This is a genomic window from Kitasatospora herbaricolor, assembly GCF_030813695.1.
Classification (GTDB): Bacteria; Actinomycetota; Actinomycetes; order Streptomycetales; family Streptomycetaceae; genus Kitasatospora; species Kitasatospora herbaricolor.
Genome location: NZ_JAUSVA010000002.1, coordinates 4924736 through 4947933, shown reverse-complemented (window position 1 = coordinate 4947933; position 23198 = coordinate 4924736). Strand labels below are relative to the sequence as shown.

The following is a 23198-nucleotide window of genomic DNA, read 5'->3' as shown; positions in this document are numbered from 1 at the left end:
CGGCGCCACCGCGGGACACCCATCGAGGGCAATTGAACTAGTGCAAAAAGCTGTTGCATCTAGTGCAAACTCCGGCTACTTTGCCGGGCATGACCGCCAAGCTGCCCGCACCCGTCACCCTGACCGGCCGCACCATCCGCCTGGAGCCCCTCGGCCGGCACCACCTGCCCGACCTGTTCGCCGCCGGCGGCGGGGACGAGGAGGTCTGGCGCTGGATCCCGTCCGGCACCCCGCACACCGCGGAGGAGCTCGGCGACGTCATCGACGGACGGCTGGCCGAGATCGAGGCCGGCACCGCCGTGGTCTTCGCCGTCGTCGACGCGCCGAGCGGCCGGGCCATCGGCATGACCGGCTACTACGACTTCGACGCCGGGAACGAACTCGTCGAGATCGGCGGCACATGGTACGCCCGCTCCGCCTGGCGGACGGCCGTGAACACCGAGGCCAAGCTGCTGCTGCTCACCCACGCCTACGAGGACCTGGGCATGGGGCGGGTGTTCTGGAAGACCGACCACCTGAACGAGCGCTCGCGCAACGCCATCCTCCGCCTGGGCGCCACCTTCGAGGGCGTCCACCGGCGGGAGCGCCGCCGCGCGGACGGCAGCTGGCGCGACAGCGTGTACTTCTCGATGCTCGCGGACGAGTGGCCCGCCGCCAAGCAGCGGCTGACGGAGCGACTGGCCCGCGGCTGACGGCACCGGACAGGGGCGGGCCCGCTCACGGACGGCGGGCCGGGCCGCGGGCGGGCGCAGGTGCGCTGGTGCGCGGGTCGGGCCGCGGCGGACCGGACCCGAGCGGGCCGGACGGGGCCGGCGGTGAGCGGCCGACCCTGAGGAATCCGGCGGCGAGGATTGCGGCGGCGAGGGATCCGGCGGCGAGCGATCCGGGTTATGCGATCGCGGCGGCGACGATCGCGGCCACCGCCAGGTTGCAACTGGCCGACACCCACACCGCGGGGTGCGGCTCGGGATCCACCAGGATCGCGCCGAGCTTGCCGGGGGTCAGCAGGTCCACCGCCCAGAACGCCACGGCCATCAGGACCAGGCCGAGCAGCCCGAACAGCGCGGTGGAGGCCAGCCCCTTGCCGAACTCCTCGTAGGTGTACAGGATCGCCGTGAAGACGATCCCGCCGATCCCGAGCAGCGCGGAACTGAGCAGCACCGCCGCGTTCCGGTTGCGCTCGACCCAGATCTGCCGGCCCAGCTTGCCGGGGGTCAGCAGGTCGACCAGCCCGACCCCGAGCAGCAGCAGCACCACGCCCACCCCGCCGAAGGCCGCGGCGGCGCCCAGACCGTGCACGATGTCGTTCATGGGCGCTCCCCCAGGTCCGCCGGTGCCCGCGCCGGGGCTCCCGGGCACGGGTCAAGGATCGGCAAAACATATCCCATGACCCCGGGGCCCCGGCAGGCCCGGGCGCCACCCGCCCCGGGCCGTCCGCCCGCGCCCGTACCCGGGCCGCCGGCCGCCGGCTCAGTCCTCCTCGTCGACCAGGTGGTCCACGCAGGCCGCGACGGCGAGCAGCAGACCGGCGTCGGCGCCGTCGACGATGTCCACGCCGTAGGTGTCCCGGATCCGGAACCACTTCCGGGAGATCCGGGCGACCTCGTCGCCGTTGTCGTCCTCGATCCGGTAGTCCTTGTCGATCAGGTTCCCGTGGATCGTCAGCTCGCCCCCGGCCGCCAGCTCGACCCGGTACTTGTCGCGGAACGGCGTGAAGAGCTTCTCCCGGACGGTCGCGACCACGTCGCCCTCGGTGTTCTCGATCTTCATCGCGTCGCGGACGGTGAACGCCTTCTCCTTGATCACGGCGACCACCCGGCCCTGCGCGTCCTTCAGCTCGAAGGTGTCCCGCAGCCGGAGCACCTTGCCGTCCACCAGGTACGCCTTGCGGCCGTCCTCGTCCTCGATCCAGTAGTCGTCGCCGATCGCGAACAGCCGCTCCCTGATCAGGTACTTCATGCCGTCTCCTGAGTGCTCCGTGTCGGGCCTCCATTCGACCCGATGCCGGGCCGCATGCCCAGCACCCGCGCGGGCCGGGTTGAATCCCGGTATGCGAACCCCCCAAGCCGCCGCCCTCCGCACCGACCGCCTCGACCTGCTCCCGCTGCGGCCCGCGGACGCCGAGGAGATGGCCCTGGTGCTGGGCGACCCGGCCCTGCACGCCTTCACCGGCGGCGAGCCCGACACCCTCGACGCCCTGCGGGCCCGCTACCGCCGGCTGAGCGCGGGCTCCCCCGACCCCGGCGTCACCTGGTGCAACTGGGTCCTGCGGCTGCGCGCCGACGGCCGCGCCACCGGCTACGTCCAGGCCACCGTCACCGCGGACACCGCCGAGATCGCCTGGGTGGTCGGCGTCCCCTGGCAGGGCCGCGGCCTGGCCGGCGAGGCCGCCCGCGCCCTGGTCGCCTGGCTCCGCACCCAGGACGTCCGCACCGTCGTGGCCCACATCCACCCCGGGCACCAGGCCTCCGCCGCCGTCGCCCGCGCCGCCGGCCTCAGCCCCACCGGGGAGCTCCAGGACGGGGAGCTCCGCTGGGAGGCCCCGGCAGCGGATTCCTGATCGCCGGCCCCTGCCCCCGAGGGCACCCTCCACGTCGGGGTGAACCCGCGCGGGATCGGCACTTAGGGGCCTTCGGGGTTGCTAGGTTCCATCGGCTGGATTTCCGGCACGACATAGGGATCTCCACAGGAGACGTACATGCACCGCCACGCACTCTGTGACCTGTACCTACGGCTGTCCTTGGACCGGGACGGCAAGACGGCGATCGAGCGGCAGGAAGCCGACTGCCGGGCATGGGCCGAAGGCAACGGCCTGACGGTCCGCAAGGTCCACATCGACCGGGGGCGCTCCGGTTTCAAGGACGTCGAGCGCAAGGGCTTCGACTCCGCTCTTGCCGCTGTGACAGCCGGCGTCGTCGGAAGCCTCATCGTCTGGAAGCTGGACCGGCTCTCCCGGAAGGGCATCGGGCAGGTCGGCAAGGTCCTCGACGACATCGAGAAGGCAGGCGGCCGTCTGGTCTCGGTGCTCGACGGTCTCGACACCTCGGACGACTCTGCCCGGCTGGCTGTCACCATGCTGGCGGAACTGGCCCGCTCGGAGTCGAAGAACCTGGGCACCCGGGTCGCCAGCGCGAAACGACACCTCCGGCGCCAGGGGCGGTGGATCGGTGGACAGCCCCCGTACGGACTGCTGGTGGACCCGACGTCGAGGAAGCTGATCCACGATCCGGAGACTGCCGTCTACGCCCGGCTGATCGCTGACGACGCGCTGGCCGGCCAGTCGCTGGTGAGGATCGCACGGTTGCTGAACGAGTACGACATACCCGCCGCCCGAGGTGGGCAGTGGAACGCCGCAAGCATCATGTGCCTGCTCAAGTCCCCGGCCTTCGCCGGCCTGACGCCGGAGACCCGGTCTGTCGAGACCGACGACGGCGGACGGAGGTTCATCGGCCGTGTTTTCCCCTACCGAGACCCCGAAACGCTGCAAACCGTGAGCATCGGCGAAGGCATCATCACGGTCGGCGAGCGCGAGCGCATCATCCAGCAGCTCAAATCCCGCACCCATGCCCATGCGGGCAAACGGCGTCCGAAGCCGGACGGCAGCGCGCTGCTGACGGGTCTGGTGTTCTGCGACGTCCCGGGCTGCGGCCGCCGGATGCACCGTGTGGGCGGCAGCTACCAGTGCATGGCTCGCCGCGCAGGGAACCAGTGCCCCGGCGCGAACGCGATGGCCGATCTGGTGGACGAATACGTCGCCGAGCGCTTTCTTCACCTGCTTCCGACGCTTGAGCCGGGGGCTCCTCTCCTGCTGGCCGTCACCGACCGGTGGGCGAAGCGCAGCGACCCCGAGACCTTCGCCAAACGCGCTGCCGTCAGCGACGAAATCGCGGACCAGGAAGCCCGACGGGCTGACTTGGAAGACGCACGGTACGTCCGGGGCGAGTTCGACGGGCCTGACGCCGTCGAACGCTACGACCGGCTCGCCAACCGCCTGCAGAGCCGCATCGACGGACTGCGCGCCGACTTGGCCGCGCTGCCGCTTCCCGCGGTGGACATCACGCCGCTGCTTGACTCCGCACTGCTGAGGTCCGCCTGGGCAGCGTCCACGCAGGGACAGAGGCGGGACCGACTGTCGCTCGCCATCGACGGGGTGTTCATCAACAAGGGAGAGCGCGGAAAGCGCTTCGTCCCGGGGCAGCGGGTGCGCATCGAGTGGGCTGCGATCAAGGAATAGCAGAATTGCGATCACAGCCCGGCCGCCGCCCGCGCGGCAGCAATCGGACCGCCGTCACAGCGAGGGGCCACTGGACATCTCGACGGCTCGCCCGGCCGAATCCCCGCACCGCTCCCGAAGGGGTCTCGTGCCCGCTCTCAGCCCTCGCGCTTCTCCGTGGCAGGCCCCGAACCACAGCATGTCCGACGACGCAGGAATGGGTCCACAGCTCTATAGGGTTGGATACAGACATGGCTTCTCGTGCACGCGTTCGCGCCCCTGAACTGGTCGGATCCGGTGGTTGGCTCAACACAGGCGGTAAGGATCTGACCCTTGCCGACCTGCGAGGTAAGTGTGTCGTACTAGATTTCTGGACCTTTTGCTGTGTGAACTGTCTGCACGTCCTGGACGAGCTCCGCGAGCTGGAGGAGAAGCACCGCGACACCGTGGTGATCGTCGGCGTGCACTCCCCCAAGTTCGTGCACGAGGCCGACCACCAGGCCGTGGTGGACGCGGTGTCGCGCTACGAGGTGCACCACCCGGTGCTGGACGATCCGGAGCTGGTCACCTGGAAGCAGTACGCGGTGCGGGCCTGGCCGACGCTGGTGGTGATCGACCCCGAGGGGTACGTGGTCGCGCAGCACGCCGGCGAGGGGCACGCGCACGCGATCGCCCGGCTGGTCGAGGAGCTGGAGGCCGAGCACGAGGCGAAGGGCACCCTGCGGCGCGGCGACAGCCCGTACGTGGCTCCCGAGCCGGTGGCGGGCGACCTGAAGTTCCCCGGCAAGGCCGTCCGGCTCCCGAACGGGAACTTCCTGGTCGCGGACTCGGGCCACCACTCGCTGGTGGAGCTGGCCGAGGACGGCGAGCGGGTGGTGCGGCGGATCGGCGACGGCGAGCGCGGGCTGGTGGACGGGACGTCCCCCCGCTTCAGCGAGCCGCAGGGGCTGGCGCTGGTCCCGGCGGGCCTGGACCTCGGGTACGACGTGGTGGTCGCCGACACGGTGAACCACGCGCTGCGCGCAGTGCGGCTCTCGGACGGCGAGGTCCGGACGCTGGCCGGCACCGGCCGGCAGTGGTGGCAGGGCTCGGCGACCGGGGGCCCGGCCCGCGAGGTGGACCTCTCCTCGCCCTGGGACGTCGCCTTCTTCGACGACCGGGTCTGGATCGCGATGGCCGGGGTGCACCAGCTCTGGGCGTTCGACCCGGCCGACGGCACCGTCGCGGTGGCGGCCGGCACGACCAACGAGGGCCTGGTGGACGGGCCGGTGGCCGAGGCGTGGTTCGCCCAGCCCTCGGGCCTGGCGGTCTCGGCGGACGGCGGGAAGCTCTGGGTCGCGGACTCGGAGACCTCCGCGGTCCGCTGGGTTTCACGTGAAACGAAGACGGTGCACACCGCCGTCGGCACCGGCCTGTTCGACTTCGGGCACCGCGACGGCGCCGCCGGTCAGGCCCTGCTCCAGCACCCGCTCGGGGTGACGGTGCTGCCGGACGGCTCGGTGGCGATCTCCGACACCTACAACCACGCGCTGCGCCGGTACGTCCCGGCGGCCGAGGAGGGCGGCGAGGGCGAGCTGACCACGCTCGCCACCGACCTGCGCGAGCCCTCCGGCGCCGTCCTGGTGGACGGGGACATTGTCGTGGTGGAGTCCGCCCGGCACCGGCTGACCCGGCTGCGGCTGCCCGAGGAGGCCGTCCAGGTCGAGTCGGTGGCGCACCGCACCCAGCGCGCGGCCACCGAGGTCGCGCCCGGCGTGTTCCAGCTGGACGTGGTCTTCTCCGCGCCGAGCGGCCAGAAGCTGGACGAGCGCTACGGCCCCTCCACCCGGCTGCTGGTCAGCTCCACCCCGCCGGAGCTGCTGCTCTCCGGCGCGGGCGCGGACTCCGCGCTCGACCGGGAGCTGGTGCTCTCCGAGGAGATCACCGAGGGCGTCCTGCACGTCTCGGCGATGGCCGCCTCCTGCGACGACGACCCGGAGATCGAGTACCCGGCCTGCCACGTGCACCAGCAGGACTGGGGCGTGCCGGTGAAGCTCACCCCGGGCGGGGTCCGCCGCCTGCCGCTGGTGCTGGCCGGCATGGAGTAGCCGCCGCCCCGCACACACCGAGGGCCCCCGGACACCGCCGTCAGCGGCTTTCCGGGGGCCCTTCGCACGCCGGTCAGCCCTCCAGGAAGGCCTTGATCGCGCCGGCCAGCAGGAACGGGTCGTCGGCGCCGCAGAGCTCGCGGGCCGAGTGCATGGACAGGGCGGCGATCCCGCAGTCCACCGTGGTGATGCCGAGCCGGGCCGCGGTGATCGGGCCGATCGTGGTGCCGCAGGGCATCGCGTTGTTGGAGACGAAGGTCTGCCACGGCACGCCGGCCCGCTCGCAGGCGGCGGCGAAGACCGCCCGGCCGACGGCGTCCGTCGCGTACCGGTTGTTGACGTTGACCTTGAGGATCGGCCCGCCGTTGGGCATCGGGTGGTGGCCCGGCTCGTGCCGCTCGCTGTAGTTGGGGTGCACGGCGTGGCCCATGTCGGAGGACAGGCAGACCGTGCCGGCCAGCGCGCGGGCGCGGTCCTCCGGGCTGCCGCCGCGCGCGTGCACGCTGCGCTCCAGCACGTTGCCGAGCAGCGGGCCCTGGGCGCCGGTGTCCGACTCGCTGCCGGTCTCCTCGTGGTCGAAGGCGGCCAGCACCGGGATGTACGGCAGCTCGGCGCCCTCGGCCGCGGCCGCGGCGGTGGCGGCCAGCGCGGCGGTGGCCGCGTGCACCGACAGCAGGTTGTCCAGCCGGGGGCCGGCCAGCAGCTCGCGGTCCCGGCCCAGGTAGGACGGCGGCTGGACGTCATGGGTCATCAGGTCCCAGCCGACGATGTCGTCCGCCGGAACGCCGGCCCGCTCGGCGACGTACTCGATCAGCGATCCCTCGTCGGTCGGGCCGAGGCCCCAGATCGGGGTCAGGTGGCGCTGCTTGTCCAGCTTGAGACCGTCGTTGACCTGGCGGTCGAGGTGGATCGCCAGCTGCGGCACCCGCAGCAGCGGCTCGTCGATCTGGACCAGCCGCACGCTGCCGTCCCGCAGGGCCAGCCGGCCGGAGAGGCCGAGGTCCCGGTCGAGCCAGGTGTTCAGCGGGACCCCGCCGTAGATCTCCACCGCCACCTGCCGCCACCCCGCCGAGCCGGTGTCGGGCACCGGCTTGACCCGCAGGTTGGGCGAGTCGGTGTGGGTGCCGACCACCCGGAACGGGGTCTGCGGGCCGGCCCCCTGCGGCACGTACCAGGCGATCAGCGCACCGCCTCTGACGACGTACCGGCCGCCGGTCGTCCCGTCCCAGGCGTCGGTCTCGGAGACCTGGCGGAAGCCGACCTTCTCCAGTCGCTGCGCCGCACTCGCCACCGCGTGGTAGGGCGACGGTGAGGAACCGAGGAAGGCGATCAGGTCATCGGTGTGCGTCCGGTCGAAGAAGGCCTGGCGGGCGGCGGTCGACATGCTGCTCCTGGGTCGAGGGAGGGCCGAAACCGGATGGGGGGTCGGCTTGGCATCATTGAGCATATGCCCGTACACGGACATGACAGCCGGAACCCGTGAACGGGTACAGAACACGGACAGCACGGTGAAAGTAACGGGGCGAACGCGCTCCGTCAGACCTGTCAGCGGCCGCCGGCAAGTGCCCTGGCACCGGGGGCGGCTGACCTTCCGTCGGGACCGGCGGGGCGGCTCGTCCGGGCGGCCGGCCCGGCGATTCGGGACGTTTGCGGCGACCGGCCCGGGGTCTTCGCGATTTCCCGCCCGAACTTCCTCCTCTTGTTGCAGAGTTGCCCGGGGCGACCGGCGGTTGGGGACCTGGCCCGGCCGGCCGCAGCGAGAACGTGAACCGGGGATCAGGGGTCTTGGGGGAGAGCGGATTGTTCGGGCGCGCGCAGCAGAGCACCGGCGGCACCGTGGACGGAGTGCCGGACCGGCGGCCCGTTGCGGACCCCCTCGCGGCACCCGACGCGGACCCCCTCGCGGAGGCCGACGCGGAACCCGACGCCGTGGACGCCGGCCCGACGGGCGCCGACCGGGCTGGCTCCGAGCCGGCCGGCGGGCTGTCCCGGTCGGCCCGCCGGCGGCGGATCCTGCTGGCGGTGGCCGCCGCCGCGGCACTCGTCTCGGTCGGCGGGCTGGCGGCCTCCTCGCTGATCAAGTCCCCCGCCGAGCGGGCCGCCCGCACGGCCCCGCCGCCCGCCACGGTGCTGACGGCGGCCGCGACCATGCAGGTGCTCAACCCCTCGGTGGTGCTCCGCGGCACGGTGTACCCGCCGACCCAGTACGACGTCACCCCGGTCTCGGCCTCCGCCGAGATCACCCGGCTGTACGTGTCCGGGCTGGACGTGAAGGCCGGCGACCAGGTGGTGGCCGGCCGGCTGCTGGCCGAGGTGTCGGGGCAGCCGCTGTTCGCCCTGGCCGGGGCGGTGCCTGCGTACCGCGACCTCAAGCCGGGCGGCACCGGCCCCGACATCGCGGAGCTGCAGGACGCGCTGGCGGCGCTCGGCCTGCCCGCGCGCGGCGACGACAGGGGTGAGTTCGGCGCGGGCACCGCGCGGGCGGTGACCGACTTCTACGCCCGGCTGGGCCACCCGGTACCGACCACCGGGGCGGTCACCCAGCAGGCGGTGGACACGGCGCGGAAGGCGGCGGACACCGCCCAGCAGAGCGTGGACACGCTGGCCGCCGGGCGGAAGGCGGCCGCCGGCGCCACCGCCGACCCGTCCGCCGCACCCGCCGGGCCGGGGGCCGGCGCCACCGGGCCCGGCCTCGACCAGCAGCTGGCCACCGCGAAGAAGGAGCTGACCGCCGCCAGGGCAGCCCTGGCCAAGGCGGAGTCCCTGAACGGCCCGATGGTGCCGGCGGCCCACGTGGTCTTCCTGCCGGCCTTCCCCGCGACCGTCACGGCCGTCAACGGCTCGGTCGGCTCGCCGGTCTCGGGCCCGCTGCTCTCCCTCACCAGCGGCGGCCTGTCGCTGACCGGGCAGCTCACCCAGGCGCAGGCCGCGGCGGTACGGCCCGGCATGCCGGTGGAGGTGCTCTCGGAGGCCGGCAACACCACGGTCACCGGCACGGTCGGGGGGCTGGGCGCGCCGACCACGGTGGCGCCGGCGGGCAAGGTGATCCCGATCGGGGGCGCGGGCGGCGGGGCGGGCGACCCGGGCAGCACCGCCGGCGGCGCGGCGGCCGGCCAGGGTGCCGGCGGGGGCGGCGGGAAGGCCGGCCCGGCGGGCGGCCCCCTGTACGTGCCGCTGACCGTCACGCCGAACGCCCCGCTGCCGGCCGGGCTGAACGGCCAGAACGTCCGGATCACCGTCCTCAAGGGCACCTCCGAGGTGCCGGTGCTGACCGTGCCGGTGGCCGCGGTCTTCACCACCTCGGCGGGCCGGACGTCGGTGACCCGGGTCGACACGGCGGGCCTGCGCAGCACGCTGGCCGTCACCCTGGGCGCCACCGACAAGGGTTTCGTGGGGGTGACCCCGGCCGACGGCGGCGAGCTCAAGGCCGGTGACCTGGTGGTGGTCGGGCAGTGACCGCCGCCGGCCCCGTCCCCTGCGCCGGCACGACCGGCACCAACGCCGGCCCCGGCAGCAGCACCACCGCCGACCCCGGCAGCAGCACCGGCAGCGGCCCCGGCACCCCGGTGATCAGGCTGGCCGGCGTCGGCCGGAGCTTCCCCGGACCGCCGCCGGTCACCGCGCTGCACCCGTCCGACCTGGAGATCCGCCGGGGGGAGTACGTGGCGGTGACCGGCCCGTCCGGCTCCGGCAAGTCCACCCTGCTGCACCTGCTGGGCCTGCTCGACACCCCCAGCACCGGCCGCTACGAACTCGACGGGATCGACACCGCCCGGCTCGGCGACCGGGACCGTTCGACCCTGCGCGGGCAACGGATCGGCTTCGTCTTCCAGTCCTTCCACCTGCTGGCCCACCGCACGGCGGAGGAGAACGTCCTGCTCGCCCAGCTCTACAACCGCACCCCGCGCGCCCGCCGCCGGACCGCCGCCCGCGAGGCCCTGGCCCGGGTCGGCCTGGCGCACCGCACCCAGGCACTGCCGAGCACGCTCTCCGGCGGCGAGCGGCAGCGGGTGGCGATCGCCCGCGCGCTGGTGAACCGTCCGAGCCTGCTGCTCTGCGACGAGCCGACCGGCAATCTGGACTCGGCCAACGCGCAGGCCGTGCTGACCCGGTTCGACGACCTGCACGCGCAGGGCTACACCCTCGTGGTGATCACCCACGACCCCGTCGTGGCGGCCCGCGCGCAGCGTTCGGTGCGGATCGGCGACGGCCGGCTCAGCGAGCCGACCGCGCCGGCCGTGGAGGGCTGATGGCCAGGAGCCTCCTGCCGGGGCCCGGCTCCCGGCTCGGCCTGCGCGACCTGTTCGCCGAGGCCCTGTCGGGCACCCTGCAACGACCCGGACGGACGGCGCTGACCATGCTCGGCACGGTGCTCGGCATCGGCGCCTTCGTGGCGGTGCTCGGGCTGACGGCCACCGCCTCGGGGCAGATCGGCGAGCAGTTCAACCTGACCAGGGCGACCACGGTGACGGCCGGCGACCACCCCTCGGGGGAGGGCCTGCCGGCCGGCGTCAACCCGCCGACCAGCTTTCCGGCGGACACCGATGCCCGGCTGGCCCGGATCGACGGGGTGCGGGCGGGCGGGGTCTGGTGGCCCGTCCCCGCCGTCCCGCCGATGGCCGCCACCCCCACCGGGCCGGACGCCGGGCAGGGGCTGGCCCTGCTGGCCGCCACCCCGGGGGCGGTGGCGGCGATGGAGCCGACGATGGTCGCCGGGGTCCCCTTCGACCCGTACGTGCAGGACTCCCGTCAGCCGGTGGTGCTGCTCAGTTCGGCCGCCGCCCAGCGGCTCGGGGTGAGCCGGCTGGACGCCCAGCCGGCGGTCTTCATCGGCGGGATCCCGTACACCGTGATCGGGGTCTACTCGGACGTGCGGCGCCGGCCTGAGGCGCTGCTCGGGGTGATCGTCCCGGCGTCCACCGCGCTGGAGCGCTTCGGCAGTCCCCCGTCCGGGGGCGATCAGGGCACCCGGGCGCTGGTGTCGACCCGGGTGGGGGCGGCCGGGGTGGTGGCCGGGCAGCTGCCGCTCGCGCTGCGCCCGGACGCGCCGGAGGCGTTCACGGTGGTGCCGCCGCCGGACCCGCACAGCCTGCAGGACCGGGTGACCTCGGACCTGACCGGCCTCTTCCTGGCGCTGGCGGCGATCTGCCTGCTGGTCGGCGCGGTCGGGATCGCCAACACCACGCTGGTGGCGGTGCTGGAGCGCACCGAGGAGATCGGGCTGCGCCGCTCGCTGGGGGCCAGGACCCGGCACATCGCCGGGCAGTTCCTGACCGAGTCGACGGCGCTGGGCACGCTCGGCGGGCTGGTCGGCACGGGATTGGGAGTGGTGACGGTGCTCGCGGTGGCCGCGGCGCGGGAGTGGACGGCGGTGCTGCAGCCGGCGGCCACCCTGCCGGCCCCGCTGATCGGCAGCGTGGTCGGGCTGCTGGCCGGCCTGTACCCGGCCCTGCGGGCTGCCCGGACGGATCCGCTGAAGGCGCTGCGCAGCGGCTGAGCGCCCCGGCCAGGTGCCGTCCGGGCAGTGGCCGGGTGGCGGCCGGGCAGCACGAAGGGGGCCCGCCGGGTGGCGGGCCCCCTTCGTGCTGAGGGTGGGTCAGGCGGTCGTTCGGGAGGTGTCAGGCGCGGCGCGCCCCGGTCCGGGGCGGTCGCGGTGACCGGTGGGCGTCCTTAGAACGCCTCCTCCGCGAGGTCCATGATCTCGTTGTCGACGCCCTCGGCGATCACCCGCTGCGGGGTGATGGTCGGCAGGATGTTGCGGGCGAAGAAGCGGGCGGCGGCGACCTTGCCCTGGTAGAAGGCGACGTCCTTCTCCGAGGCGCCGGCCTCCAGCTTGGCGAGCGCGACGGCGGCCTGGCGCAGCAGCAGCCAGCCGATGACGACGTCGCCCGAGACCATGAGCAGGCGGGTGCTGTTGAGGCCCACCTTGTACATGTTCTTGACGTCCTGCTCGACCGAGGACAGGTCGGCGAGCATCTTGCCGACGATCGCCTCCAGGTCGCCGGCGGCCTTGGCGAGCAGCTCGCGCTCGGTGGCGAGGGCGTCGCCGCCCTCGGCCGCGCCGAGGAACTTCTGGATCTGCTCGGAGACGGCGGTGAGGGCCTGGCCGCCGTCCTTGACGATCTTGCGGAAGAAGAAGTCCAGGCCCTGGATCGCGGTGGTGCCCTCGTAGAGGGTGTCGATCTTGGCGTCCCGGATGTACTGCTCGATCGGGTACTCCTGCAGGTAGCCGGAGCCGCCGAAGGTCTGCAGGGACTGGGCGAGCTGCTCGTACGACTTCTCCGAGCCGTAGCCCTTGACGATCGGCAGCAGCAGGTCGTTGAGGCGCTCGGCGGCCTCGTCGTGCTCGCCGCGCAGGCGGGCGGCGAGGACGTCGTCCTGGGTGGAGGCGGTGAGCAGGACGAGCGCGCGCATGCCCTCGGCGTAGGCCTTCTGGGTCATCAGCGAGCGGCGGACGTCCGGGTGGTTGGTGATGGTGACCCGGGGGGCGGCCTTGTCCAGGAAGTTGGAGATGTCGGCGCCCTGCACGCGCTCCTTGGCGTACTCCAGCGCGTTCAGGTAGCCGGTGGAGAGGGTGGCGATGGCCTTCGTGCCGACCATCATCCGGGCGAACTCGATGATCTTGAACATCTGGCGGATGCCGTCGACGGTCTCGCCGAGCAGCCAGCCCTTGGCCGGGTGCTTGGCGCCGAAGGTCATCTCGCACGTGTTGGAGGCCTTCAGGCCCATCTTGTGCTCGACGTTGGTGGCGTAGACGCCGTTGCGCTCGCCGAGCTCGCCGGTCTCCCAGTCGAAGTCGTACTTGGGCACGATGTAGAGGCCCAGGCCCTTGGTGCCGAGCTTGCCGCCCTCGGGGCGGGCCAGCACCAGGTGGATGATGTTCTCGGACATGTCGTGCTCGCCCGAGGTGATGAAGCGCTTGACGCCCTCGATGTGCCAGGAGCCGTCCTCCTGCTTGATCGCCTTGGTGCGGCCGGCGCCGACGTCGGAGCCCGCGTCGGGCTCGGTCAGCACCATGGTGGCGCCCCACTGGCGGTCGACCATGCGCTGGGCGACCTTGGCCTGCTCCTCGGTGCCCTCCTCGTGGACGACGCCGGCGAAGGCCGGGCCGGAGGAGTACATCCAGATGGCCGGGTTCGAGCCGAGGATCTGCTCGGCGAAGGCCCAGATCAGCGAGGACGGGGTGACCTGGCCGCCGATGGCCTCCGGGATGCCCAGGCGCCACCACTCGGCGTCCATGAAGGTCTGGTAGCTCTTCTTGAAGGAGGCCGGAACCGGCGCGGTGTTGGTCTCCGGGTCGAAGACCGGCGGGTTGCGGTCGGCGTCGACGAAGGACGCGGCGAGGTCGTTCTCGGCGAGGCGTGCGATCTCGCTGAGGATGTTCTTCGCGGTCTCGACGTCCATGTCGGCGAACGGACCGGTGCCGTACACCTGGTCGCGGCCGAACACCTCGAAGAGGTTGAACTCCACATCCCGCAGGTTGGACTTGTAGTGACCCATGGCCGTTTTCTCCGGTTCGTCGCTTCCGGGGGTTCGCCGCGCCGGGCACCCCACTTACCCACCAGTAGACATCATGATGCTACCCGGCGGTAACTTGTTCAAGCCCCTCGCGGCGAATCAGTGGCGAATCAGCTATGAACGTTGTCACGTCGACGGGCCGCCGGCCCGTGGCAACCTTCCACAACGCCGGACGGGTAGTCCTTGTCAGGATCGACCGCCCCACAGGGGAGCGCGCTCCCGATAGCCTGTCCGTGTGTACGGCTATGACCAGACCGCATACCCGAGCGACCCCTACCAGCAGGCGGGGCCGCAGCCGGGGATGAACGGCATGCCCGGCGCCGGCCCGTACGGCGAGCAGCCGCAGGCCGCGCCGCAGCAGTCCCTGTACCCGGAGCCCTCCCCGCCCTCGCTGGCGGACGCGGTCCGGGCCTTCACCACCGGCTCGATGGCGGTGGAGGACTTCCAGGCCATCTTCATCACCTCCAAGGTGCACTGCCCGCGCGGCGACCGGCCGGGCTTCCTCGCCCTGCACAACACCCCCACGCCGGTGATCCCGATGTTCAGCTCGCTGAAGGAGCTGCGCCGCTACGCCGGCAAGGAGTCCAAGCACTTCAGCGTCTCCGGCGCCGAGGTGCTGGACCTGCTGCCGACCGGGTACGGCTTCGCCCTGGACATGGAGGGCGAGCACCGGATGGTGTTCGACGCCAAGGCCGTGGAGCAGATGGTGGACTTCACCATGCGGCGGATGTACGGCTGATCCGGCGGGCGGTGCCCGGCGGGCATCGGTTCACCCATTTAGTTCAATCTTCAACTTGCCTGTGGTTGAGAATTGAACTAATCTGTTGGGCGTAGGCCAGACACCCCGAAGGAGGCCGACATGCCCGCCGTGACCGTCGACAACCCGCTGACCCTCCCGCGCGTCGCCACCCCCGACCCCGCAGCCAACACGCCGCGGCCGGTCCTCACGGTGGTCACCGCCCCCGAGGGCTTCGAAGGCGAGGGCTTCCCCGTCCGCCGCGCCTTCGCGAAGATCAACACCAAGTACCTCGACCCGTTCATCATGATGGACCAGATGGGCGAGGTGGAGTACGGCGTCGGGGAGCCCAAGGGCACGCCCTGGCACCCGCACCGCGGCTTCGAGACGGTCACCTACCTGATCGACGGCGAGTTCATCCACAAGGACTCGCACGGCGGCGGCGGCCACCTCGGCGGCGGCGACACCCAGTGGATGACGGCCGGCTCCGGCATCCTGCACATCGAGACCCCGCCGGAGTCGCTGGTCGCCACCGGCGGCCTCTTCCACGGCATCCAGCTCTGGGTCAACCTGCCGGCCTCCGACAAGATGACCGCCCCGCGCTACCAGGACATCCACGGCGGGCACGTCAAGCTGCTCTCCACCCCCGACGGCGGCGCGATCCTGCGCCTGATCGCCGGCGAGCTGGACGGCCACCAGGGCCCCGGGGCCACCCACACCCCGATCACCCTGCTGCACGCCTCGATCACCCCCGGCGCGCAGGTCACCATCCCCTGGCGGCGGGACTTCAACGCCCTCGCGTACGTCCTGAACGGCGACGGCAAGGTGGGCGCCGAGGGCCGCCCGGTGCACACCGGACAGGCGACGGTCTTCGGCGAGGGCGACACCCTCACCATCTCCGCCGACCTCAAGCAGGACTCCCGGCACCCCAACCTGGACGTGATCGTCCTGGGCGGGCAGCCGATCCGGGAGCCGGTGGCCTGGTACGGGCCGTTCGTGATGAACAGCCACCGCGAGCTGGAGCAGGCCATGAAGGACTTCCAGTCCGGCTCCTTCGGCCACCCGATCGACTGAGCGCCCCCGGTCCACGCCCGACGATGCCCGGCCCCCGGCCGGGCATCGGCCGTGACCGGCCGGGAAGCGCCCGGGCGGTGGCCGCGCTCAGATCCTGGCGTACAGGGCCGAGGCGTCGTCGTGCGCCTTGCCGCGCGGCCAGCGCTCGCACCCGGCATCGGCCCGCTCCACCGCCCTGACCTGCGCGATCAGCTCGGCCGGGCCCGACTCGGCGAGCAGTTGCAGGGCGTCCGACCAGCTGCCGAGGCCGAACCGCTCGGTGAACCGGGAGGCGCCGTCCGAGACGGCGGCGACCGCCCGCAGGTCCTCCAGCGGGACGAAGCCGGTCTCCGCGTGGCCGGCCGCCTTCGGCGAGGCCGCCGCGATCCACGGCCCGTTCCCGCTGTTGCGGGCCGCCCGGACGGCCAGCGCGTACCGCAGGTGCAGCTCCTCGCGCTCCTCGGAGCCGGGCACCGTCGTCCAGATCCGCCGGCGCAGTTCCTCCCCGTCCGGGAAGCGCTGGTTGTCGCCGATCACCCTCGGCGGGCCGTCCTTGTACTGGAGGACCAGCAGCGAGTCGCCGAGCACCAGGTACTCCAGCGAGGCTCCGTGCCGGCGGGCGGCCACCACCATGGCGGCCGGCGTGTTGTGGTGCCCCAGGTCGCAGCGCCCGCCGTGCAGTGCGGCCGTCTCCGCGATGGCGTCGGCCAGGCACTCCGCGATCGAGCGGTCGGCGCGGTCGGTCAGCCGGGCCAGCAGGTGCACCCCGAGTCTGCGCACGAACCACGGGGTGCCGTGCCGGCACCCCGACTCCATCGCCTCCGGCGAGCTCGACCCGTCGAGCAGCACCAGCGCCTCCGAGGAGGCCACGGCGAAGTCCTCGCTCTCCCGGCCCGGCTCCTGCGGTTCCCCTGCGAGCTGTACGTGCATCCCGTCAGTGTGGCCGCCGGGTGGGCGCGGTGCCCAGACCCCTGCACGCGATCCCTCGGACGTGTCCGGTGGCCACCGGACGGATGCCGACATACCGTCGTATATCACCGCCGTCCGGCCGGTCCGGGCCGACGGTGACCGCACCGCCCCCCGTCGCACCGAGCCGTCCGAGGAGCTCCGATGGTCTGGCAGTTCATCGTCCTGGTGGTCGCCTCCATCGGCTTCCCCACCGCCGCGCTGCTGTACCTGATCGGCGGGCCGCGCTTCCCCGACGAGGCCGAGCACTCGCGCTGACCCCGGCGCGTGACCCGGTCCGTGAGCCCGGCGCCCGCCCCGGACGGCGGGCCGCCGGCCCGGCCGGTGCGCCGCACGGGCGGCAATCGGGCCGCCGCCCCCTGCTGGACGTGGCATCGTGTCCGTGAACGCATGATCCGGCGCCACCCCCGTCCAGGAGGTCCTGAATGACCAGCGACACGAGCGAAGCAGCGGAGACCGAACAGGCCGCGACGGCGCAGACGCCCGAGACCGAGGCGCCCGCCCAGGACGACGTCAAGGCGAAGTTCCTCGCCGCGCTTGAGCGCAAGCACGGCAACCGGTCGGACGCGGCCGGCGGCGGCCCGGGCGCCGACGGGAAGATCCACGGCACCCACGGCGCGGCCGGCGGCAAGCGCAACTTCCGTCGCAAGAGCGGCGGCTGAGCCTCCCCCGGGTGGCTGACGGAGCGGGCGGTCCCCCCGGGGGCCGCCCGCTCCGTCGTGCGGCGGGGCGGGCGCGGCGGGCCCGCCGGCCGTGCTCAGCCGGTGGCGGCCCCCGCGGCGGCCTCGGCGCCGTCCCTGGCTCCCGCGCCGGCTCCCGCACGGCCGTCGGCCGGGCCCCCGGTACGGGCCTCGGTACGGGCCTCGTCCAGGAAGCCGACGATGTTGTCGATCACCGCCGGGGCGGTGAGGATCCGGCTGTGGCCGAGTCCGGTGGTGGTCAGCAGCTGCAGGCGGTCCCCGTACGCCGCCTTGAGCCGGTGCGCCTGGCCGATCCGGGCGACGGCGTCCCCCTCGTCGTGCACGGCGAGGATCGGCAGCGGGACGGCGCCCGGGTCGTGGGCGGCGTCGAAGTGCTCCCAGACGTCGTCCGTCCCGGCGAACAGCACCTGCTCGATCCGGCGCCGCAGCTCCCGCTCGACCCTGGCGTGCAGGCCGAGCCCGGCGGCGAAGCGGGCCGGGAGGTAACCGAACTCGCCGACGCCGGCCACCGCGACCAGCCGCCCGGCCCGGACGCCCCCGCGCAGCGCCAGGAAGGCGCAGGTGACCCCGAAGGAGTGCGCGACGACGGCGTCGAAGTCCCCGTGGCGGTCCTGCAGCTGCCGGATCGCCTCGCGGTACTCCAGGATCGTGGTGGTCCGGCCGCCGGAGTCGCCGTGGCCGGGCGCGTCGAAGGAGACCGGGGTGAGGCCGAGCGTGCGCAGCCGGGGTATCAGGGCCGCGTAGCGGGAGGCCCGGGACTGCCAGCCGTGCAGCAGCAGGACGGGCCGGGCGCCGTCGCCCCAGCGGTAGGTCACCACCCGCTTGCCGTGGACGATCAGCTCCTCGGTGACCGCACGTTCGTGCACCTCGCGTTCGGCGGGACGCACCCGGCCCCGCCGGCCGGGGCGCAGGAAGATCTCGAAGGCGCCGCGCCCCGCCGCGCGGGGCGAGAGCAGCGACGTGGCGTTGAGGGTGCTGCCGATGAGTGCGACGGCCGGATCCATCTGTTCTCCCTGTCGGGGTTGGCTGAGGGGGCCGAACTGTGTGGAGATATTAGCACGATCGTTCGTGCAGTTTTTGGGTCGGACATCGCCGCCGCCAAGGGGCCCAGCCCCGGACCGCTCCCGCCCGGACCGCTCCCGCCCGGACCGCTCCCGCCCGGACCGCTCCCGCCCGGACCGCTCTCAGCCGGGCAGCAGCGCCGGATCGGTCGCCTCGGCCCGCAGCAGGCTCCGCACCGCCTTCTCGGCCCGGTCGTACGGCAGCGGCCCGCCGTACAGCAGCCCGTGCGAGTTGGCCGTCTCCATCACGCCGATCAGGACGAACGCCAGCTGTTCGAGGTCCGCGTCCGGGCGCAGCTCGCCGGCCGCGCGGGCGTTCGCCAGCGCCCCGAGGACGAACGCGTCCCAGTCCCGGGCCGCCTCGGCCAGCAGGTCGCGGACCGGCCCCGGCTGGGCGTCGAACTCCGCGCCCACCCCGTAGAAGAAGCACCCGCCGGGGAAGACCCTGGAGCGGGAGTACGCGAGCCACCCCGCGCACAGCGCCCGGACGTGCGCGAGCCCGGGGGGAGCCGACCGGGCCGGCTCGACCACCGCGTCGAAGAAGATCCGCCGGGCCGCCCGGACGGTCGCCAGCTGCAGCTCCTCCTTGGACCCGAAGGTGGCGAAGACCCCGCTCTTGCTCAGCCCCAGGTCGGTGGCCAGCCGGCCGATCGACAGCGCGCCGAGGCCCTCCACCGAGGCGATCTCGACCGCGCGCCGCAGGACCGCCCGGCGGGTCTCCTCGCCGCGCAGGACACGTCCGTCCGTGGAAGAGCCGGCCACTGCCCACCTCACCTGTCGCGACGGGAACGGCGCCGGCCGCCGTCCGCACCCGCGAACCGCCCCTACGCCTTGGTCCGGCCAGCGTATAACCCGGTGACCCGGCGGCGGCCCGGTCGGCCGGTGCGGCCCGGGGGCGGCGGCCCGCTACCGGGCGGCGGCCGCCAGCAGCCGCTCCAGCATCGCCGCCCGGGCCAGCAGCCGCTCGTCGGCGCCGGCCGCCCCCACGCACTGCAGCCCGAGCGGCAGCCCCTCGGTGCTCCGGCCGGCCGGCAGCGTCACGGCCGGCAGTCCCGCGTAGCTCCACGGCACCGACATCACCGCGTCGCCGGTGCTGTCCAGCCCGAGCGGCGCCGGCCCGGTCGCGGCCGGCGCCAGCCAGAGCCCGACGCCCTCCCGGGCGGCGACCTCGGCGACCCGCGCGGCGAAGTGGGCCCGGGCGCGCAGCGCCGCCAGGTAGTCGTCCGGGTCGATCTCCTGGCCGTGCCGGACAGCGGCCGCCGTCTCGTGCCGGTAGAGGCCCCCGAAGCGGGCGAACCAGTCGATGTGCGTCTGCGCCGCCTCGTACCGGCTGACGGTCCGCAGATGCCGGGCGACCTCGTCGAAGTCGGGGATCAGGTCGACCCGGCGGAGCGTCAGCCCGGCCGCCGCCAGGGTCTCCAGCTGGGCCGCGAAGGCCGCGGCGGCGACCGGGCCCGCCTGGTCGAGGTAGGGGCCCGCCGGGACGCCCAGCACGCACGGCGCGTCGTCGCCGCCGTCCGGCCGCCAGCCGTCGCAGAGCACGGCGGCGGCCAGCGCGGCACCCTCGACGTCGGCGGTGAAGAACCCCGCCGTGTCCAGGCTCGGCGCGTTCGGGATCACGCCGTCGAACGGGATCCGTCCGAACGTGGGCCGGAACCCGACCACTCCGCAGTAGGCCGCCGGGCGGATCACCGAGCCGACGGTCTGGGTGCCGATCGCCAGCGGCACCAGTCCGGCCGCGACGGCGGCGGCCGATCCGCTGCTGGAGCCGCCCGGGGTGTGTGCCGGGCGGTGCGGGTTGCGGGTGGCGCCGGGCGCGTTCATCGCGAACTCGGCGGTCACGGTCTTGCCCGCGACCAGGGCGCCGGCCGCCCGCAGCCGGTCCACCAGCTCCGCCTGCCGCCCGCCCAGCACCCCGGGCGGCAGGGCCGAGCCGGCGTGGGTGGCCAGGCCGTCCACCCGGACGACGTCCTTGACCCCGACCGCCACGCCGTACAGGACGGGCCGGTCCTCCGGCCGGGGGTACCGGGCGGCCAGCGCGCGGGCCTCGCCGGCCAGCCGGTGATGGCGCCCCGGCTCGGGGACGAAGGCGTGCAGCAGCGGGTCGACCCGCTCGATGCGGGCGCAGAGCCGGTCGGCGTGTTCGGCGAGCGGCGGCCGGCCGGCCCGCAGCGCGGCGGCCTCGCGGGCCAGCGAAAGCGGGGCGGCCGGCGGCTGCACGGCGGCGCCGTCCCTCTGCGCCCGCCGGCTACTCGTGCTCGGCGGGCAGGTAGGGCGCCTCGCGCAGGAAGACCGCCCCGCAGGTGTGGCAGCACAGCTCGGCCGTGCTGCCCCAGTCCGCCGGCTCCTTGGCCGCCGCCCCGGGGTCGATCTCCCGGCCGCACATCGCCGCCTGCTCGCCCTCCCGGACCATGTGCCAGATCTTCACCCCGGCGGAGGGGCCGCCGGACCCGTACTCGGCACGCATCTGATGCAACATGTCCCCATCGTCCGGCGGCCGTTCGGGCCCGGCAACCCGGGCCGGACCGACCGCCGCCGGCGGGCCGGGCCGGCCCTGCGACAGGCGGCGGCGCGACGCGGGCGGCGCCGGAACGCGGGCGGCGGGGACGGGCGCCGGCGGCGGGCTCAGTCGCCCAGCAGGCTGCCGTGCAGGCGCAGCCGGGCGATCCCGCCGTCCGGGAAGACGTCCAGCCGGACGTGGGTGACCGGCCGGGCGCCGGGGAGCAGCAGGCGGTGGACGGCGTCCGGCTGGAGCCGGGTGCGCGGCACCAGCTCGAACCAGTCGTCCGGGGCGCTGTGCTCGTCCCGGCCGTGCAGGGCGGCCCAGCCGGCCGCGTTGCCGACGTAGTAGCCGGTGTCGATCTCGACCGCCCGGATCACGCCGCGGCCGGCGAGCCGCAGCCGGACCCAGTCGTGGCCCTCGTCGCGGCGGCGGCGGTTCTCCCAGCCGTCGCCCATCGACCGCGACCGGCCGGGCATGATCATGTTGGCGGGTGGCGAGAAGAACCGGTCGGAGGCGTCCTCGACGGCGCCGCCGTACTCCAGGGCCGCCAGGTCGAAGGTGCCCAGCGCGGCCAGCCAGGCCGGGTCGGGCCGGGCCTCGCCGTGCACCCGCAGCCGGGCGATGCCGCCGTCGGGGTACTGGCTGAGGCGCAGATGGGTGACGCGGCGGCGGCTCGCCACGGCGAAGCCGTTGGCGGCGTGGCCGCGCACCGGCGAGCGGGGCACCAGCGGCTCCCAGTCGGCGGCCAGCAGTTCCTCGGGGCCGGGGGTGCCGGGCAGTTCGGTGGCCTCGACGGCGATCTGCCGCGGGTAGTTGCCGCGGAAGTGCGCGGTGTCGACGACCACGCCGTGCACGACCCCGGGCACGCCCAGCCTGATCAGCGCCCAGTCGTGGTCCTCGGCGGTGGGATGCGGGCGGGCGGTGCCGGCGCCGCGCCGGCGGCGGGTCTCCCAGCCGTCCATGATCTGGCCCTTGTTGCCGAAGGTGTGCGGGCGGAACTCGGCCGGCTCCGGCCGCAGGAGGTTCTCCCGCTCGGCGAAGAGTTCGTCGTTGGCGGCCAGGACGGCGCCGCCGAGCCGGCGGTCGGCCAGGTCGGTCAGCGCGGTGAAGGCGAACTCGCCGTGCCGGTAGTCGGCGTAGGGGTTGCCCCCGGCGTAAGGGAGCGCGTCGGTGCCGGTGCTGTCGTCGGCGGCGGCATCGGCCGCGATCGTGGCGGCGGCGATCGCGGCGGCGGTACCGGCGGTGCTGTCGGCACCGGTGGGGCTGACGGGATCGGTGGGGCTGACGGGCATGCGGGTCACCTCTCGGACGGAGCGGACGGTGCGGTCGGCCGGTCCCTCCACTCTGGCGCCGGGCGAACCATCAGGTCCATCGCAAAGATCTGACCGGAACGTTCAGTCCGGCTTCACGGTGCCGGCCGCCGCCTCCAGCGCCGCCAGCACCCGCCGAAGCGGCGGGGCCTGGTCGGTGCCGGTCCGCACGGCGGCGACCACCCGGCGGGCCGGCAGGTCGGCGGGCAGCGGGCGGATCACCGCCGCCCCGCCACGCCCCGCCGAGGCCAGCCGGGGCACGAGCGCCACGCCGATCCCGGCCGCCACCATGGCCAGGATCGCCGACCAGTCGGAGGCCGTGTGCGCCCGCTCCGGCACGAAGCCGGCGTCCGCGCAGGCCCCCAAGGTGATGTCCCGCCAGGGCCCGGCCGCCCCGTAGATCCACGGCTCGGCCGCGAGGTCGGCCAGCCGCAGCCCCGCCGTCCCGGCGAGCGGATGGCCCGGCGGCAGCGCCACGTCCAGCGGGTCGCTGAGCAGCGGGTACCGCACGAAGCGCGGGTCACCGGCCGCGGGCGAAGGGACGGCCAGCGAGAGCGCCAGGTCGGCCTCCCCCGCCGCGAGCAGCCCGTACGCCTCGGCGGCCTCGGCCTCCACCACCCGGACGCAAAGGCCCGGGGCCCGCGTCCGCAGCCGGGCGACGGCCGGGACCAGCAGGCCGCCGATCGCGGTCGCGAAGGCAGCCACCCGCACCTCGCCCGCCTCGCCGTGCAGGTACCCGGCCAGCTCCGCCTCGGCCCGCTCCAACTGCCCGAACACCCGCTCGGCGTGGCCCAGCACCAGCCGCGCGGCACTCGTCAGCCGCACCCGCCGGCCGTACGGCTCCAGCATCGGCGCGCCCAGCTGCTTCGCCAGTGCCGACAGCTGCTGGGACACGGCCGAGGGCGACATCCGCAGCCGCTCCGCGGCGGCGGTGACCGTCCCGCACTCGTCCAGCGCCTGCAGCACGCGCAGTTTCCTGAGGTCCCAGTCGGTCATCGGCCCAGGGTAGGCGGCGCGCGACGGGCCGCCCGGCAGGCGGCCGCACAGCGC

General features: G+C 74.1%; 21 protein-coding genes. 10 read left to right on the top strand and 11 right to left on the bottom strand.

Annotation, left to right across the window (positions count from 1 at the left end; translation table 11 throughout):
- Positions 1-89: 89 nt before the first annotated feature.
- A complete protein-coding gene (locus J2S46_RS22020; RefSeq protein WP_191288357.1) occupies positions 90-692 on the top strand; it encodes a GNAT family N-acetyltransferase in 603 nt (200 codons plus the stop codon).
- A 196-nt stretch (positions 693-888) separates the two neighbouring features.
- Here J2S46_RS22020 and J2S46_RS22015 read toward each other — a convergent pair whose 3' ends face one another.
- Both J2S46_RS22015 and J2S46_RS22010 read right to left on the bottom strand, forming a co-directional pair.
- Positions 889-1311: a DUF350 domain-containing protein gene (locus tag J2S46_RS22015; protein ID WP_073925028.1), complete on the bottom strand. Its 423-nt coding sequence runs from the start codon at positions 1309-1311 to the stop codon at positions 889-891.
- Between the two features lie 159 nt (positions 1312-1470).
- The gene (locus J2S46_RS22010; RefSeq protein WP_191288358.1) at positions 1471-1959 is read right to left on the bottom strand and encodes an LURP-one-related/scramblase family protein; all 489 of its coding nucleotides are present in this window, start codon (positions 1957-1959) and stop codon (positions 1471-1473) included.
- Positions 1960-2050: 91 nt separating this feature from the next.
- On the opposite strand from J2S46_RS22010, the gene J2S46_RS22005 reads away from it, so the two are divergent.
- The 3 genes from J2S46_RS22005 to J2S46_RS21995 all read left to right on the top strand — a co-directional run bounded on the left by J2S46_RS22005 (position 2051) and on the right by J2S46_RS21995 (position 6300).
- Positions 2051-2560: a GNAT family N-acetyltransferase gene (locus tag J2S46_RS22005; protein WP_191288359.1), complete on the top strand. Its 510-nt coding sequence runs from the start codon at positions 2051-2053 to the stop codon at positions 2558-2560.
- A gap of 138 nt (positions 2561-2698) precedes the next feature.
- Positions 2699-4234, top strand: coding sequence for a recombinase family protein (locus tag J2S46_RS22000; RefSeq protein ID WP_191288360.1), 1536 nt, complete (start codon positions 2699-2701; stop codon positions 4232-4234).
- A gap of 230 nt (positions 4235-4464) precedes the next feature.
- On the top strand, positions 4465-6300 hold the full coding sequence (locus tag J2S46_RS21995) for an NHL domain-containing thioredoxin family protein (RefSeq protein ID WP_191288361.1): 1836 nt from the start codon (positions 4465-4467) through the stop codon (positions 6298-6300).
- Positions 6301-6373: 73 nt separating this feature from the next.
- Here the strand turns inward: J2S46_RS21995 and J2S46_RS21990 are convergent, their stop codons facing one another.
- Positions 6374-7684, bottom strand: coding sequence for a M18 family aminopeptidase (locus J2S46_RS21990; RefSeq protein WP_073925032.1), 1311 nt, complete (start codon positions 7682-7684; stop codon positions 6374-6376).
- 416 nt (positions 7685-8100) lie between these two features.
- Between J2S46_RS21990 and J2S46_RS21985 the strand changes: the two genes are divergently transcribed.
- The 3 genes from J2S46_RS21985 to J2S46_RS21975 all read left to right on the top strand — a co-directional run bounded on the left by J2S46_RS21985 (position 8101) and on the right by J2S46_RS21975 (position 11797).
- On the top strand, positions 8101-9756 hold the full coding sequence (locus J2S46_RS21985; protein ID WP_191288362.1) for a peptidoglycan-binding protein: 1656 nt from the start codon (positions 8101-8103) through the stop codon (positions 9754-9756).
- Between the two features lie 110 nt (positions 9757-9866).
- Positions 9867-10550: an ABC transporter ATP-binding protein gene (locus J2S46_RS21980; RefSeq protein ID WP_229912258.1), complete on the top strand. Its 684-nt coding sequence runs from the start codon at positions 9867-9869 to the stop codon at positions 10548-10550.
- Entirely contained in the window at positions 10550-11797 is a 1248-nt protein-coding gene (locus tag J2S46_RS21975) for an ABC transporter permease (protein WP_229912179.1), read from the top strand. Before J2S46_RS21980 ends, J2S46_RS21975 begins: the two co-directional genes overlap by 1 nt.
- A 173-nt stretch (positions 11798-11970) precedes the next feature.
- Here the strand turns inward: J2S46_RS21975 and J2S46_RS21970 are convergent, their stop codons facing one another.
- The gene (locus J2S46_RS21970) at positions 11971-13800 is read right to left on the bottom strand and encodes an acyl-CoA dehydrogenase (RefSeq protein WP_190209059.1); all 1830 of its coding nucleotides are present in this window, start codon (positions 13798-13800) and stop codon (positions 11971-11973) included.
- A 253-nt stretch (positions 13801-14053) separates the two neighbouring features.
- Here J2S46_RS21970 and J2S46_RS21965 point away from each other — a divergent pair, with 253 nt between their 5' ends.
- Together J2S46_RS21965 and J2S46_RS21960 are read left to right on the top strand one after the other, a co-directional pair.
- On the top strand, positions 14054-14557 hold the full coding sequence (locus tag J2S46_RS21965; RefSeq protein ID WP_370882220.1) for an SseB family protein: 504 nt from the start codon (positions 14054-14056) through the stop codon (positions 14555-14557).
- 120 nt (positions 14558-14677) lie between these two features.
- A complete protein-coding gene (locus J2S46_RS21960) occupies positions 14678-15628 on the top strand; it encodes a pirin family protein (RefSeq protein ID WP_307350875.1) in 951 nt (316 codons plus the stop codon).
- An 87-nt stretch (positions 15629-15715) separates the two neighbouring features.
- On the opposite strand, the gene J2S46_RS21955 is transcribed toward J2S46_RS21960, so the two are convergent.
- Complete coding sequence (locus tag J2S46_RS21955) at positions 15716-16537, bottom strand: protein phosphatase 2C domain-containing protein (protein WP_073925037.1); 822 nt, start codon at positions 16535-16537, stop codon at positions 15716-15718.
- A gap of 461 nt (positions 16538-16998) precedes the next feature.
- On the opposite strand from J2S46_RS21955, the gene J2S46_RS21950 reads away from it, so the two are divergent.
- Positions 16999-17235, top strand: a complete 237-nt coding sequence (locus J2S46_RS21950; RefSeq protein WP_073925038.1) for a DUF5302 domain-containing protein — start codon at positions 16999-17001, stop codon at positions 17233-17235.
- Positions 17236-17330: 95 nt separating this feature from the next.
- On the opposite strand, the gene J2S46_RS21945 is transcribed toward J2S46_RS21950, so the two are convergent.
- From J2S46_RS21945 to J2S46_RS21920, 6 genes are all read right to left on the bottom strand, one after another.
- Complete coding sequence (locus J2S46_RS21945; RefSeq protein ID WP_191288364.1) at positions 17331-18278, bottom strand: alpha/beta hydrolase; 948 nt, start codon at positions 18276-18278, stop codon at positions 17331-17333.
- 180 nt (positions 18279-18458) lie between these two features.
- A complete protein-coding gene (locus J2S46_RS21940) occupies positions 18459-19097 on the bottom strand; it encodes a TetR/AcrR family transcriptional regulator (protein WP_191288365.1) in 639 nt (212 codons plus the stop codon).
- 144 nt (positions 19098-19241) lie between these two features.
- The gene (locus tag J2S46_RS21935) at positions 19242-20555 is read right to left on the bottom strand and encodes an amidase (protein ID WP_191288366.1); all 1314 of its coding nucleotides are present in this window, start codon (positions 20553-20555) and stop codon (positions 19242-19244) included.
- Between the two features lie 28 nt (positions 20556-20583).
- Positions 20584-20814, bottom strand: coding sequence for a hypothetical protein (locus tag J2S46_RS21930; RefSeq protein WP_073925041.1), 231 nt, complete (start codon positions 20812-20814; stop codon positions 20584-20586).
- Between the two features lie 146 nt (positions 20815-20960).
- Positions 20961-22130 (bottom strand): allantoicase, encoded by a 1170-nt coding sequence (gene alc / locus J2S46_RS21925; RefSeq protein WP_191288367.1) that lies wholly within the window; start codon positions 22128-22130, stop codon positions 20961-20963.
- Positions 22131-22232: 102 nt separating this feature from the next.
- The gene (locus J2S46_RS21920; RefSeq protein ID WP_191288368.1) at positions 22233-23144 is read right to left on the bottom strand and encodes a LysR family transcriptional regulator; all 912 of its coding nucleotides are present in this window, start codon (positions 23142-23144) and stop codon (positions 22233-22235) included.
- Between the last annotated feature and the right edge of the window lie 54 nt (positions 23145-23198).

Coding starts and splice junctions, on each gene's coding strand:
- J2S46_RS22020 (WP_191288357.1), top strand. CDS start 90: ATGACCGCCAAGCTGCCCGCACCCGTCACCCTGACCGGCCGCACCATC.
- J2S46_RS22015 (WP_073925028.1), bottom strand. CDS start 1,311: ATGAACGACATCGTGCACGGTCTGGGCGCCGCCGCGGCCTTCGGCGGG.
- J2S46_RS22010 (WP_191288358.1), bottom strand. CDS start 1,959: ATGAAGTACCTGATCAGGGAGCGGCTGTTCGCGATCGGCGACGACTAC.
- J2S46_RS22005 (WP_191288359.1), top strand. CDS start 2,051: ATGCGAACCCCCCAAGCCGCCGCCCTCCGCACCGACCGCCTCGACCTG.
- J2S46_RS22000 (WP_191288360.1), top strand. CDS start 2,699: ATGCACCGCCACGCACTCTGTGACCTGTACCTACGGCTGTCCTTGGAC.
- J2S46_RS21995 (WP_191288361.1), top strand. CDS start 4,465: ATGGCTTCTCGTGCACGCGTTCGCGCCCCTGAACTGGTCGGATCCGGT.
- J2S46_RS21990 (WP_073925032.1), bottom strand. CDS start 7,684: ATGTCGACCGCCGCCCGCCAGGCCTTCTTCGACCGGACGCACACCGAT.
- J2S46_RS21975 (WP_229912179.1), top strand. CDS start 10,550: ATGGCCAGGAGCCTCCTGCCGGGGCCCGGCTCCCGGCTCGGCCTGCGC.
- J2S46_RS21970 (WP_190209059.1), bottom strand. CDS start 13,800: ATGGGTCACTACAAGTCCAACCTGCGGGATGTGGAGTTCAACCTCTTC.
- J2S46_RS21960 (WP_307350875.1), top strand. CDS start 14,678: ATGCCCGCCGTGACCGTCGACAACCCGCTGACCCTCCCGCGCGTCGCC.
- J2S46_RS21955 (WP_073925037.1), bottom strand. CDS start 16,537: ATGCACGTACAGCTCGCAGGGGAACCGCAGGAGCCGGGCCGGGAGAGC.
- J2S46_RS21950 (WP_073925038.1), top strand. CDS start 16,999: ATGACCAGCGACACGAGCGAAGCAGCGGAGACCGAACAGGCCGCGACG.
- J2S46_RS21945 (WP_191288364.1), bottom strand. CDS start 18,278: ATGGATCCGGCCGTCGCACTCATCGGCAGCACCCTCAACGCCACGTCG.
- J2S46_RS21930 (WP_073925041.1), bottom strand. CDS start 20,814: ATGTTGCATCAGATGCGTGCCGAGTACGGGTCCGGCGGCCCCTCCGCC.
- alc (WP_191288367.1), bottom strand. CDS start 22,130: ATGCCCGTCAGCCCCACCGATCCCGTCAGCCCCACCGGTGCCGACAGC.
- J2S46_RS21920 (WP_191288368.1), bottom strand. CDS start 23,144: ATGACCGACTGGGACCTCAGGAAACTGCGCGTGCTGCAGGCGCTGGAC.